The 13,500-nt window shown below is 35.2% G+C and carries 9 protein-coding genes; 4 read left to right on the top strand and 5 right to left on the bottom strand.

Features of this window, described 5'->3' with window-relative positions:
* The 3 genes from ATE49_RS12385 to ATE49_RS12375 all read left to right on the top strand — a co-directional run bounded on the left by ATE49_RS12385 (position 1) and on the right by ATE49_RS12375 (position 3,936).
* Positions 1–1,449, top strand: a complete 1,449-nt coding sequence (locus ATE49_RS12385; protein WP_081278473.1) for an ABC transporter permease — start codon at positions 1–3, stop codon at positions 1,447–1,449.
* Positions 1,450–1,459: 10 nt separating this feature from the next.
* A complete protein-coding gene (locus tag ATE49_RS12380; RefSeq protein WP_065082441.1) occupies positions 1,460–3,643 on the top strand; it encodes a TonB-dependent siderophore receptor in 2,184 nt (727 codons plus the stop codon).
* Between the two features lie 98 nt (positions 3,644–3,741).
* A complete protein-coding gene (locus ATE49_RS12375; protein WP_034872029.1) occupies positions 3,742–3,936 on the top strand; it encodes a pinensin family lanthipeptide in 195 nt (64 codons plus the stop codon).
* A gap of 119 nt (positions 3,937–4,055) precedes the next feature.
* Here the strand turns inward: ATE49_RS12375 and ATE49_RS12370 are convergent, their stop codons facing one another.
* From ATE49_RS12370 to ATE49_RS12355, 4 genes are read right to left on the bottom strand one after another with little or no spacing between them, the layout of a single operon-like run.
* Positions 4,056–5,972 (bottom strand): lanthionine synthetase LanC family protein, encoded by a 1,917-nt coding sequence (locus tag ATE49_RS12370; protein ID WP_065082440.1) that lies wholly within the window; start codon positions 5,970–5,972, stop codon positions 4,056–4,058.
* Positions 5,962–6,810 (bottom strand): thiopeptide-type bacteriocin biosynthesis protein, encoded by an 849-nt coding sequence (locus ATE49_RS12365; protein WP_065082439.1) that lies wholly within the window; start codon positions 6,808–6,810, stop codon positions 5,962–5,964. The genes ATE49_RS12370 and ATE49_RS12365 overlap by 11 nt, the downstream gene beginning before the upstream one ends.
* 4 nt (positions 6,811–6,814) lie before the next feature.
* Positions 6,815–9,466, bottom strand: coding sequence for a lantibiotic dehydratase (locus ATE49_RS12360; RefSeq protein ID WP_065082438.1), 2,652 nt, complete (start codon positions 9,464–9,466; stop codon positions 6,815–6,817).
* A gap of 6 nt (positions 9,467–9,472) precedes the next feature.
* The gene (locus tag ATE49_RS12355) at positions 9,473–11,695 is read right to left on the bottom strand and encodes a peptidase domain-containing ABC transporter (RefSeq protein WP_065082491.1); all 2,223 of its coding nucleotides are present in this window, start codon (positions 11,693–11,695) and stop codon (positions 9,473–9,475) included.
* A gap of 206 nt (positions 11,696–11,901) precedes the next feature.
* On the opposite strand from ATE49_RS12355, the gene ATE49_RS12350 reads away from it, so the two are divergent.
* Positions 11,902–12,771, top strand: coding sequence for a DUF5829 family protein (locus ATE49_RS12350; RefSeq protein ID WP_065082437.1), 870 nt, complete (start codon positions 11,902–11,904; stop codon positions 12,769–12,771).
* Positions 12,772–12,942: 171 nt separating this feature from the next.
* Here the strand turns inward: ATE49_RS12350 and ATE49_RS12345 are convergent, their stop codons facing one another.
* A complete protein-coding gene (locus ATE49_RS12345) occupies positions 12,943–13,488 on the bottom strand; it encodes a hypothetical protein (RefSeq protein ID WP_065082436.1) in 546 nt (181 codons plus the stop codon).
* Positions 13,489–13,500 lie beyond the last annotated feature (12 nt).

Below are 13,500 nucleotides of genomic sequence, written 5' to 3'. Positions count from 1 at the left end.
ATGAAGGATAGAGTAATGTTGTTATTATACGAATGGAAACATATTTTTCGCCAGCCAACTGTCTGGGTCCTTTTTTTTCTGTTTTTTGTAATCGGAGGCTATGCTATTTACTCCGGGAATGCTTTGACAAATAAAAAGTTGAAAGCTATTGACGAGGCAAAGAAAGAATCTGTTAAAGATTATCATAATACCCTGAAGGCTTTTAGTGATACTTTGACTATTGAGAAAAAAAAGCAGGCAGAAAATGCAGGGAATCCCTATGTAATAGATTACCGATATCCGCGGATCGCTTTTGATTATCCTTATCCGTTGACGGGTTTGGCTGCTGGAATAAAAGATGTAACTCCTGTTACGGAGAAGGTTAATTATTATACAGATTATGCCGCTGTTGACAGGGAGATAACCAATCCTGCTATTCTTTTTGAAGGACGCCTGGATCTTGTATATGTTAATTTATACCTTATTCCATTGCTCATTATAGTTTTGGTATACAACACTCTTTCTTCGGAAAAAGAAAATGGGATTAGCCGTCTTTTGATTCTTCAGGGCGGAACTATAAAACGTGTATTGTTTATTAAGCTTACGTTTCGCTTAGGCTTAGTTTTTCTGGCTGCAGTATTTTTAAATGCGTTAGGGATGTTGCTTTCTCCATCAGGATATCCTTCCGTTTGGAATATATTTCTTTGGTTCTTTTTACTGCTGTCATATTGTATTTTTTGGTTTTCTCTGTGTTTTATAATTATTTCTCTGGATAGAAACAGTGTATTTAACCTGTTTTCGTGTCTTGCACTTTGGATTTTTTTATTGTTTCTGTTACCTCTGGTGATTAATAAGACAGCACAATTGAGAAACCCTTCTGAACTTAAGCTTTTGGATCTCCAGGAGAAAGACAGATTAATAAGTGATGAAGTATGGGCGATGAATCCAAAGTCTGTTACTGACAGTTTTTACAGAAATTATCCACAATATAAATCAGCGTATACTCCGGCAGACACTCTGGACAACCAAAATGATGCATTTTTTGCGGGATACTATCAGATTAAACAAAATCGAATGAAAGCTGTAGTAGATTCCTTATGGAAAAATGAGAATATGGCTAATCAGACAGCTCATAGTTTAATCAAATATAATCCGGTTCAAAATACAGAACATTTGTTCACCCTGCTAGCTCATACCAGCCGGAAAGACTACCTGCAATATAAACAAGATGTTAAAGATTTTCAGCGTATATGGCAAAACTGTTTTTACAACAGAGTTTTTTCAATGGAGAAAGGAAAAAGAACATTGTCTTCATTCTCTCCGGAAGAGCTGAAAGAAATACCAGAGTTCAAAGTGAAATACCATGAAGTAGACCTGTCGGAGTTTACATATGGTATATGGAGTTTGTGGCTTATAAGCATAGTATTCTGTGTGGGGAGCTTATTCCTGATAAAGAAAATAAAACAATAAAAAAATAATAATGAAGAGAAACTACCTCCTGGTAACGGCAGCCCTTTGCGGAACATTTTCTTTAATATATGGACAGGAGAAAAAAGATTCTGTGTCTGCAAAATATATTGATGAGGTCATACTAACCGCGATGAAGCAGATTAAAACAGACAGTCTTTCGGGAAACCTGAAGAGAAATGACAAGCTATTAGAAATTCCTCAGAATATTGTAAGTATTAAAAGTGATTTACTCAATCTTCAGGGAGCATTTGATGTACAAGATGTGCTTCGAAATGTAAGTGGGATTTATATAGGTGATGCTACCGGGGCTGGTAATATCTTCTCCGGAACATTCAATGCCCAGATTCGTGGATTTAACCCTGTCAGTACATTCAGAAATGGATTGCCTTCTTTTGCTGGAGGCCTGTCACAAGAAGATGTTGCACTGATAGAGCAGGTGGATGTTATAAAAGGGCCTGCGGGATTTATCAATTCAATGGGATCAGGTGGGGGATCTTTAAACATCAATACCAAAACGCCCCGCAGGATAAGAGAAGCTAATATAACTGCCGGGAGCTTTGGCTTTTACAGAGCTTCTGTTGATTTGGGAAGCGCGGTAAAAGAGAAAGGTCTTTCATTTCGCCTGAATGCGGCTTATGAATCACAAGGCTATTATTTTGATTATGCTAAGCGGAGAAAATTTGTCATTGCACCTGTTATCCAATATAATTTTAGCAAAAATACTTTCCTTCTTGCAGAGTGGAATATGATTCAGGGAAGAGCTCTTGAATCAAGTAATTTCATTCAGTATGAATCTGAAAATATGGTTCAGAAACATCCTTGGAGAGCTAATTATCAGGGAGATCCAAATCTTCCTGTGTCAAAGCTTGATGAGCATTACGGAAGGCTGGTCTTTAATCATAATTTCAATGATAAATGGAAAATAGTATCCCAGTCATCCATTAAAAGTACACCCCTGGATCAATGGAGCCTTTTAGGAGGAACTAAAAGCTATAATCCGCCAATGTTTGATGAAGCAGGGAATGCTTTGCGTTCAAGTTTCAGAAATAAACAGAAATACCTGACCTATAATACTCAGCTATTTTTGAATGGCAGTTATAATATGACCAAAGATATTGTTCATACAATACTCACAGGATTCGATTTTAATAGCAGTGAAAGTACTACGGAACATATCCAGGGAGCAAATGAATTTATTTTTAACAGGAGCCAAATGAATTATGGTATCAACAGAGACCTGCTGATTCAACCTGAGGCTGATGATCAAATTGATTATACAAAATCAAAAGATGTAACTATAGGAGCCTATCTCTACAATAATTTCAAATTATGGGATCGTGTGATTATCGATGCTGGCTTCCGATATAGCAGGAATAAACGTAACCGATATCTCAAAGGTCCTTTTTCACCTGAAGGCGACAGTAAGATTTACAGACATTATGCCTTTAGTCCAAGAGTAGGAATAACTTATCTTATTGAAAAAGATTTTGCAGCTTTCTTCTCTTATGATCAGAGTTTCGAGCCAATGCCGGGAACAGATCCACAAGGCAAAGAATGGAAGCCTATGGAAACCTACAACACTGAATTTGGGTTGAAGAAGGACTGGTTTGGTGGGTTATTATCTACTTCTGTAAGCGCTTATCGTCTTATAAGAAATAATACGTTTTCCCAGAATCCGGCAAATGGTCTGATGACGCAGCTAAACCAAGTTAGAAATAAAGGAATAGAAGTCGATATAATTGGTTCCATCTACCCGAATATTACCTTAACAGCTAATTATTCCTATATCAATTCTGTTTATTCAAAAGATCCTTATGCACCGGAACTTGTTGGTAAAAGATTTTCAAGCGTTCCAAGACATCAGATCAATACATGGTTTATGTACAAATTTCAGAAAGGAAAACTTCAGGGACTATCATTGGCCATAGGACAAACAGCAGCCTTACTGCGGGAAACAGATGTGCCCGGAGTCCGTATACCGGATTTTATAAAACTGGATGCCAGTATTATGTATCAGCATAAAAAATGGTTTGTGAGGGGAATATTTGATAACCTGGCAAACAGACGCTATATAACGGATGGAAATGTAACAGACAGGTATAATGCGGATTGGAGTTCTGTGATAGGGCAGAACTGGATGTATAAAGAAAGCAATCCTTTTAATTTTAAATTACAGGTAGGCATGAAATTTTAACATTTAAATGCAACTTAGTTGCGTTAAAATGTTTATCTTTACAAAAGAGGGAAAGCCGAAACCCTTAAACAGTAGGCCAAATTATAAAATGTTTTACTATGGAAAACAACAAAAAGATGAAGCTTAAAATTGAAGATCTTAAGATCGAAAGCTTCGTAACAGCATTGGATAAAGATTTATCCAAAAAACTTCAGGGTGGTTTAGGAATTTCTGCGGCAGGAGATCATGACCACCCAACTCATACAATAAAAACACAGGACAGACTTCACGTTTGTGGAACAGTTCAGTGTTAATTATTGAGGGATTATATTGTAGGGCTGCTTTTATATAAAGGCAGCCCTTTTTTGTAATTATTTTTCGCCAGAATATAGAACTGGTTTAATCAATATCCATTTATAGACATCAAACCATTTTATCGGATTCGTATAAAAAATGATTTAAGCAGTTCCTTAATCTGGTCAGTTAACTTTCTTTCTACCATCTCTTTTTCTTCATGGGAGTACTGAAACTGATTTGCGAGTTCTTCAATACTTAAAGGTTTTTCTAATAGCTTAAGGATTATTGCAGAAAATGGATCTATAATAAGGTGAAACGTTTCCTTATCTGTGCTGTAAAAAACATTGTAACAGACTCCGGCACCGGATTCCCTGTTATTACTTTCTTTCCAGTTCAACTGTGATTCATGGATATGGATAAAAGGATTGCGGATAAATAGCCTTTCTGAAAAGTCTACCTCATTATTTTCTAAGATTTGGTCTAAATCATTCTGTAACATTGTTAGCCGTGTCTGAAAACATAAAGTACCTTTATGCTTTTTCAGGAATTGTATTTTGGCTGTTTCCAATAAGTAAATATCAGAAATAGACATGATGTCCTTCTGAGGTAAACATTCTATTAGATTTAATAAAGAATTACTAAAATCATCTAAGTTTTGAGAGTCATATATTGCGTCTCGGGGCTGAATGGTAGTTTCCAGTATTTCAATAGTCTTAGGATAATAGGTCCTGAAAAAAGTTTCTTTTATTTTAATGTTTTTCAGAGTATTGTTATTTGTAACAGAAATATCAGAATCTGGGAGCTCCGGATGAAGAATGGAATTAAAAGTTTTGCCTTTTGTAATCATAAGTAATGAAAAAGCAATACCAGCTGTACCCGTCATTAGTCCCAAATCCTCACTGTTTTGAACTCCCCATTCAGAATGTCCGGTTTGCCTGCTTTTTTCTAAACTTTCCTTAACAATCTCTGTTGCAAGTTCCATAGATTCTTTATCACCAAATGTGTTGTGGTATTGGATGAGGAAATCAGCGAGTCCACCATAGCCACTAAACAGAATATGATTACGCTTGGATCTTGTCTCAATATCTCTTTTGCATCTTTCGAATGCTTTTATACAGTCTTTTTTATAGACACTATCAGCAGTTATTTTGAATGCTGCAACTCTTGCTGTTCCAATACCACAGGCTCCATGTGCCCATGCGTTGAGGTCGAAATCTTCAGGAAGAAAAGTTTCTTTTGTCCAGTCGAATAGATTTGGAAGGTCGTTTTTTGAATTTTCCCATCTTAAATCCATCCAGTTATTTTTCTCAGGATTATAATACAGGCTTTCATACAGGAATGCCTGTTCGGCTAACCAGATAAATTCCTGATTATTAAAATACTTTCCAAGTTGCAGCAAAGAGAAACCAATACCTGAATTTCCGTGTGAAAAACCACATAAAGAATCTACAGAGAGTTGATTGCTTCCCCATTTAATTCCTGCTTCAGCAGCCAAGGATTTTTTGAGAAGATTTGTAACCAATACCGTTATATCATGATATAGGCTATTACTTTTGGTAAAATGATAAAGCAGTGTAAGAACAATTAATATTCCTGATATCCCAATCAGCATATCTTCCGTCTGTTCAGCCAGTATTTTTTCCCGATACCGATCATAAAGCTCTGAAGCTTGCTTCAGGTACAGGTTTTTACCTGTAACCCGGAATAGTTCCAAACCAAAGTAGATAGTGCCACATATTCCATCATACAGGCTGGCTCCGGCTATATTATGATTAATGGAAAAGTGATATATTTTGGAAAAGGATTTTTCGGCTATTTCGAGATAATCGGTTTTGCCTGTACTCTCATACAATACGAGGAAAAACCAGGCAATTCCCCCGGTTCCGTTCCAAAGTGACGGGTTGAATGCAAAAGAAAATTCTCCGGCATTATGATCATAACTAATAGTATCCCAATAAAATCCGTTTTGGTCCTGTTTTATTTTAGACAGAAGAAATTCACTTATTTCATTCAATCCGGTTTCCAGTTCATTAAGTTCTTTATTAGTGGTCATAATCCTTGATTAGGGTGATGGTTTGTCTGACTAAAAAAAGCAGGTAAGATTCTTCAGAGTTTATAATTCCAATGCGGTTATTAGTCATATGAATAAAACTCAGCAATGCTTCATCTATAGCTTCAGCAGGTAAATGGGAGTCAGTATATTTTTTATTTATTTCTCTGTTGATTTTAATAAACTCTAGTGTAAAGGAATCTCTCGAAGTGTCAGGTAAATTCCAGAAGCTCACTGCGTTGCTATATAAGGAATCTTTATAAAGATCAAATTGCTGCTGAAAAGCAGCCAAAAGACTCTTTTTGTATTGTTCCTGTTCATTAGCATCAAATGAAGCAGGTATCGGAAGCCAGCTTTCTACAAATTTGTCGCATAATTGCAGACAGTATTCAGAGGACAATCCCAATCCTTTTAAAAATGCCAGATGGGTATTCAATGCAATGGAATATCTTTCAGATACTTTTATAGGAACACTTTCTGTCAGTTGATTAAGAACAAAGCGTGATGATGCATAAAATTGATTTTCTGCATAAACAATAGTGTCTGAATTACCATATCTTTCTGTTTCCGGAATATACTGGGCTTCTTTCAAAATAATTTTTATATCGGAATCTGATATATAATAAGTAAGTATAGAACGAAACAATGGAGATTCTTCGGGAAATAAAAGAACTCTTAAACGAATATGATAACCATTTTCGAAATAGCGAATAAAAAAAAACTTTACCGTTTTCTTCAATTTGTATTGTATATCTTCAATAACAGGATGTACAATTTCTTTTAATACCCGGTCTGCATGATCTTCATAATACAGATAGTAAGTTTCCCAGTTTTTTTTCATCGGCTTAAAAATTATACCATTGGATCAAATGTTCAGAAACTCTTTCGCGGGAATTGTCGACTGTAGGCAGGGATTCTTCCACATAAATATAAGAAGAGGCTCTGTTCAGAAGCTTTTTGAAAAGATTAAAAAGGAGCGGTTGTTCGAAATCTATAAATTGAGGCTTGTAATCGTCCCTGTATCCTGTATTTTTCTCGGATGAATCGTCTTCAGGGATGTAAGATGATTGCAAATAAAGGAAGAGGGAAGAAGGCAATATGTTTTCTAAAAGCCATTGATGAAAACGCAGAAAATAAATACTATCACTTTCATCATTTCCCTGTACAGGAATAGCAGCTAAATTTAGTAGCCACCCTTTGCGCCGGAGGATAAGCTGGTCTTCAAAAACAATTCTTGGAAAAATCTGAATATCCTCATTGGTAAACTGTTTAGAAAAATTTCTATCGACAGCCTGGATTAACGGATAATAACTAGCATAGACACATGGATTGAACAATGACATAAGCTGATAAAGATTAGATCTGTTTGTTATGGTTTCCAGACACAGATCAAATGCGTAAATCTCTTTCTTTGAAACCGTCTCTATCAGACATAATAAATCCTTATCTGAGTCGTATACAACAGCTATTTGATCTAATGGAATCTGTTGTGTTTTTTTCATTTGTGTGTTGGATGATGGCATTTTTACTTCATGATCCAGCAATGGAGGATGAATATTGGCGTTAAAACTGGAATCATCATTAAGTTCTATGAGTATTTGATCTGGGAATAGCCGGTTGTTGTAATCTCTGTGTATTTCTGATACTTCATCATCGAATAGATGCAGAAACCGCCCGCTCATCTTGCCCATTCCCTGCATCAAACCATTGACAACAGCTTTTGTTTTTCCTCCTGATGGATCATCAAAAAACTGTAAAAACGCAGATCCTGCTAAGGTCTTATTTTTTGATAAGGGAAGGACATTAAGATTCTTTTGACAAATTTTTATTTCATCCGGATTTTGAGGTTCATAATGAAGGGCTTTCCAAAAAATATCAGACCATGAATTCTCAGTTTCTTTTTGAGTTATATCATATTGGGTTTCAAATTCATTTTTTTGACGGTAATATTCATGATAAAATGTGACAAGAGGTATCTGTTGATTTGGCTGATATCTGGACCTGAAGAAATTGGTAACGTTATTTTTTTCATGACCTCTGACATCAAAAGCCGATAATCGGTTAGCAAGGTCAGACAGTAACTGTCCACATTCCTGAATCAAATTTTCGTCAATTATATGAGATACAGATGTATAAACATCTTCATAAATAAAGCCTTCCTGGCGATAATCAACAGGCAGATACGGAAGTTTTTCAAAGCCCTCTCCATTTTTATATCGGTGAAGAATTTCGTCCAATACAGTTTGCATTTCCTTTTTGGGTAGTTTAACAATACCCGCCTGATTTTCGAGATCAGAAATAATATGATCAAAAATTTCGGAGGTCTTTTGGAGAAGGATTTCACGTTGAGGTATTTCAGCTGTACCAAATTCTTTTTTTGCTTCATGCAAAATGAGAATAAGTTGATAGAGTTGGTTTGCAGGAGGGTTTGTTTCTTTATGTTTATGAAGAAATGTAAAAAGATGGCTATCCCAGTCAGGATAGATTTCAGAACATTCCAGAGTCAGTTCTAAAAAACCGACATCAACAAGTCTTAGTAAGTAATCTTGTAATTCAGGAAGTGCAGCATCAATTTGTGATGAAAGAAATTCCGCCAAAGCAGATAATGTTATGCTTTCTTCTGAACTGCTAATCAGTTCTTTGATATACTGATTGATACCACTGGCTTGTATTTCCTGAAAAACTTCAATATTTGCACTGTTCATCAGGAAAGTAAAACGACCATTAATTTCTGTTATGCTGCTATTGGTATTTACAAATAACAGTCCCCGCAGGGCGGGATGTTGTTCCATCAATTTTTTGACTCTTTTCAGTAATTTATTGTTTAGCCTGATTTTGCAATTAAGATCAGCTGAAACTGAATGGGTATTATTACTGGCTACTGTTTTTGTAAGGCCTAAATAAGTGAATGTACTGAAAGGAGAAGTTTTATAGACCATTCGGGTAAGATAACGGAGAACACTGAACTCAATACGTTCGCTATCTTTATTGACAGAGGGGAGTGTCTCAGCGAAATCATCTAGTTGGTCATATAGATCTTTGCTGGAAAGTAAAATACCATTCCGGAAAGGATATTCTCCAATGAGTTTTTTAATTTCCTTTCTGTGTGATGATTGGTAATTCTGAAATTCTGCTTCCCATAGCTGTAAAAACTCTTTATAGACAACGTTTGCATTTTGCCACTCTTGCCAATATTCTTTAAAAAGTTCAAATGTTTCCGGTTGTATTTTTTGAACCATTGTCAAAGCATTTTGGCGGTTGTTGTAAACAGAGCGCTTTAAGTTTAACAGCCGTTTCTGTTCCAGGTTATCAGAACTTTTTTCAATAAGGGTATATAATTGGCTGCATAAATTTTCATTACATATTTTATGGAAGTCAGTAATCTTTTGCCAGGTATTCAGCTGATGGTGAGTATCAGGAATAATGAGTGTATTCAGTCTTGTTACGGGCAATGCAGCGAATCGTGTGAAAATATAAGGTAAAATATTCAAGCTCATTTTTTATTATTTTCCTAGTTCTAATTGATTTTTAACTAAATTAAAATAGGCTCCTCTTGACTTTGTTAAAGCTTCATGGGTTCCTTGTTCAACAATGCTTCCTTTATCCATAACAATGATATTATCTGCGTGGACTACGGTGCTTAGCCTATGAGCCACAATGACAACTGTCCTGCCCATAAAGAAGCTATTCAGATTTTCAACAATTAATTTTTCATTATTAGCATCCAGAGAGTTGGTGGCTTCATCCAGAAAAATATAGTCAGGTTGCCTATAGATAAGGCGTGCTATAAGCAGACGCTGTTTCTGTCCTTCACTAAGTCCGGTTCCGTCTGTGCCGATTAGAGTTTCATAAGAGAGGGGAAGGCTTTCTATATAGTCCTTCATATTGACCATTTCACAAGCATTTTTTACTCTATTTAGGTCTTTTTCGGGACTTCCGATCCAAATATTACCAGCTATTGTATCTGTAAAAATGAACGAGTCTTGCATTACAGCTCCACAATTTCTGCGTAAACTTTTTGCAGTAATCATTTCAAGATCTTGTCCACAGAAAGTGATTGTCCCCTGTGTGACCGGGAAAAACTTGAGCAGGAGTTTCAGAAGTGTTGTTTTTCCACTCCCGCTCATTCCGACAATAGCAGTCACCTTTCCTGCTGGAATGGTCAGATTTATATTCTGCAATACTTCAGGAGATAGTTTGCCATAACGGAAATGGACATTATGCAATTCTATTGAACCGGGATTCCCTTCAAACATAGTCAAGCTTGAATGAGCATCTTCTGTTGGCTCATATTCGACCTCTGAAATACGTTGCAAACTGAATTTTGCGGTCTGCATAGAACGTATAAAATCTGATAACTGGTTGACTGTACCGTTTAATGCTCCATACATATATGTAATGGCAAGCATTGCCCCAAGGGATAGACTTCCGCTAATGACCAAAGAAGCTGTTAAAAATGTTGTTGATACTCCGGCTGTTTCATTAATAAAAAGAGCAACCCCCTGTATCCGTTGGTCTAACTTTAGACTTTCCATCCTGACGGCATAGGCTTCCTCCTGCATGGTTTTCCAAATCTGATTTTTTTCCATTTCCGCTCCTGTCAGTTTTATTTCTGTCATCGCTTCAAAGGTTTCTATCTGGTGGCGCTGTGTGTTGGCCAGCAAACTGAATGTACGCTGATCCAGGCGTCTTCTTTTTTCTTCAAAAAGATTAGTCCATAATACACTAATAATACTGGCACATAAGAACAATAAGAAAAGCTTCCAATTGTAGTAACATAACAGTCCGCCGTTAACAACAAGAATTATAATGGAAAGCCCTGCACTGACACAGTGTTTTGTAAGAAACTCTTCTATTCGTTGATTATCATAAATTCTTTGGAGATTGTCTCCGCTGTTTCTGTATTCGAAGAAAGAAAGTTTAAGCTGCATCAGCTTATCTACAAATTCGTATATCAGTTTTATGCTAATAGTCATCCCTACCTTAAAAAGTAATCTGCTGCGCAAAAAATCTGTAAAAATTCTTCCTGTGAATAGTAGAATCTGACCAATGCAGATCAACGATAATATTCCGATATCTTTTCTGGTAATAGCTTTATCTACAACAGCCTGGGTCAGTAATGGGATTGCTAATGTTAAGAGAGTAGCAGCCAAAAGCGTTAATATAATAAAAGAAATATTTTTATAATGATTATCTATTCGCTTCAGTAAAGAAAACAGACGTACTGGTGGCTCTGGGGAATTTTCTACCTGATCAAATACTTCTGTCGTTTCTAAAAAAAAGGCGATTCCTTTATCACCTTGTCCGGGTAATCTCCAATGCTCCATAAAATCGCTGAGAGCATAACGCATGTTTTTTCCAAGTGCCGGATTTCCAACATAGGCATGAGTTTCGGTAAGATGCCATAGAACAACAAAATGATTATGATCCCAATGGAGTATACAAGGCATTGGAGCTTTTTCTAGCAATACGTCCTGGCTTATTTCTGCAGGAAATGTGTTAAATCCAAGCTTTTCTGCGGCATATTTTAATCCGGTCACAGAAGTCCCCTGGCTGCGGACATCACACAACTCTCGTAAGTGATTTAGAGATAATTCTTTTCCATAATAATTGGTGATCATTTTGAGGCATGTCGGGCCACAGTCCATTGTATCCAGTTGCCGGAAAAACGGATAATGCTCTCTTTCAAAAAAATGCTTAATTCTTTTTAATATTTTAATTTTCATTGGTGTATCTGCAATTATTTGCTGATTAATATATTTTAGAAACGATAGTTTATATTCTAAAGGAAGAATCAAAAAGTACATTAATGCAATATAGTTGCAATATAGAGAAAATATTGATTTCTCAGAGTTTTCTTTTTAATAATTAATGAAACTTTATTGCGTTAATTAAAATTGATTAGTTTTGAGGGTACTAAACACCTGGACAGATGAATAAAATATTTTCACTTTTAATCCTTTTTGTAAGTATGGCTCTTTCTGGCCAGAAATCAGGAGGTAATTCTGATTTAAAAGATCTTAAAGTAAACCATATATATGTGGTTGTTGATTCTACTACATTTAATGCCTTAAAACAGAGTAATGAGTTAAATACTTTGGCAAACCAGGACAAAGGACTTCCGAATTTTCTTCCGGTAGATAATTCTGCAACGACTATTTATATGAGGTTCAGATCTACATATTTAGAAATTATGGGACCTGAGAATAGATTCAAAGAAAAAATTGGATCTGTAGGAATCGGATTTTCATGGGATACTTATAATACCACTCTGGATTCTGTACAAAAAAGTATTCAGAAATTTAAAGATTTAAAATTTCATAAAAGTGAAGCTAACTGGTCATTTGGAAGTAAAGAAATATTATGGTATACCTTTTTCTATATCGATTTGAAGGGGAGTATTGCAACTTGGTATGCCATATACAATCCTGCTTTCTTAAATTATTTATTCAATATTAATTATTCTGACTTTAAGAGAGAGGATTTTTTAAAAAAGGTATTTGATCAAAATAAAAAGATTATCGATTTATCGGGTATTGTGATTAATGCAAATGCTAATGATTTTTATAAAATGATTAAAGAATTTAAAGCGCTAAATATTAAAATTAAAAAGCAGAAACCAGAATTGGTAATCTATAAATTAGATTCAGTCACAATTGAATTGAGGCTAGCAGAAAGGAGATATAGTATGATTAAGGAGCTTAGATTTCTAAGGAAAGATAAGGGAAGGGTAGCTATTGATTTGGGTAAGATTTATATTAAAAGTTCAAACAATAATCAAATTTCAATGATGTTTGAATAGAAATAAAATTTGTGATGATTAATCTGTTTATATATAAAGTGCTACGATGTGGTGGTCCATTTAATCATGTAATGAACTATTTTGCGATTCTTAATGATAAAAATAGAATAAAAGACCACTAAAAAGCGGTCTTTTTATCATTGTAATTTAACATCACAATTTGTGTTCTTCTTATATTTTAGTGCCAACATACTGCACACCGGAAAGAGCTTCCTTCGTATTTATATTTATTCCCTTTTTATTTATTTGGATATTTCCGGTTCTTGTAGAAATTTTATCATTGGAACCTATTTTAGTACTACCAGTTTTGATTTCTTTCTTTCCCAATGAAACATTTCCATAATCAGATTGGGATATTCCAGCGCAATTACTCTTGTTATTAAGTACAATAGAAATCTGCTTCTCTTCTTTATCAAAAACAATACATCCTATGTTTACAATATAGTTGCCAATATTCTGAGGTGGAATATTATAGATTTCTTTCTCATCGTTTACTGTATTTCTTATCGCATAGAATGTTGTATTGCCGATTAGGTTGTTAATCCATATTTTTTTAGATGAATTTTTGTCTGTGGTGATGACAACATTATTCTGCATGATATTCCTGATTTTATCAGGAGCTATGATAGCAGATTCTGAATATTTTCCGGTTATACTCTGCCCAAAACAAATCATTGCTCCACCCAAAAGGGTTAATTTTAAGATGTTTTTTTTCATAGTTTTAATTTG

Source organism: Elizabethkingia miricola, assembly GCF_001675285.1.
GTDB classification, from domain to species: domain Bacteria; phylum Bacteroidota; class Bacteroidia; order Flavobacteriales; family Weeksellaceae; genus Elizabethkingia; species Elizabethkingia miricola.
The sequence above is the reverse complement of the archived record's forward strand: the minus strand, read 5'-3'. Positions and strand labels throughout refer to the sequence as shown.

What these genes read in the sequence shown, in the direction of transcription:
- ATE49_RS12385 (WP_081278473.1), top strand. Translation starts at nt 1, where the DNA reads ATGAAGGATAGAGTAATGTTGTTATTATACGAATGGAAACATATTTTT.
- ATE49_RS12380 (WP_065082441.1), top strand. Translation starts at nt 1,460, where the DNA reads ATGAAGAGAAACTACCTCCTGGTAACGGCAGCCCTTTGCGGAACATTT.
- ATE49_RS12375 (WP_034872029.1), top strand. Translation starts at nt 3,742, where the DNA reads ATGGAAAACAACAAAAAGATGAAGCTTAAAATTGAAGATCTTAAGATC.
- ATE49_RS12370 (WP_065082440.1), bottom strand. Translation starts at nt 5,972, where the DNA reads ATGACCACTAATAAAGAACTTAATGAACTGGAAACCGGATTGAATGAA.
- ATE49_RS12365 (WP_065082439.1), bottom strand. Translation starts at nt 6,810, where the DNA reads ATGAAAAAAAACTGGGAAACTTACTATCTGTATTATGAAGATCATGCA.
- ATE49_RS12360 (WP_065082438.1), bottom strand. Translation starts at nt 9,466, where the DNA reads ATGAGCTTGAATATTTTACCTTATATTTTCACACGATTCGCTGCATTG.
- ATE49_RS12355 (WP_065082491.1), bottom strand. Translation starts at nt 11,695, where the DNA reads ATGAAAATTAAAATATTAAAAAGAATTAAGCATTTTTTTGAAAGAGAG.
- ATE49_RS12350 (WP_065082437.1), top strand. Translation starts at nt 11,902, where the DNA reads ATGAATAAAATATTTTCACTTTTAATCCTTTTTGTAAGTATGGCTCTT.
- ATE49_RS12345 (WP_065082436.1), bottom strand. Translation starts at nt 13,488, where the DNA reads ATGAAAAAAAACATCTTAAAATTAACCCTTTTGGGTGGAGCAATGATT.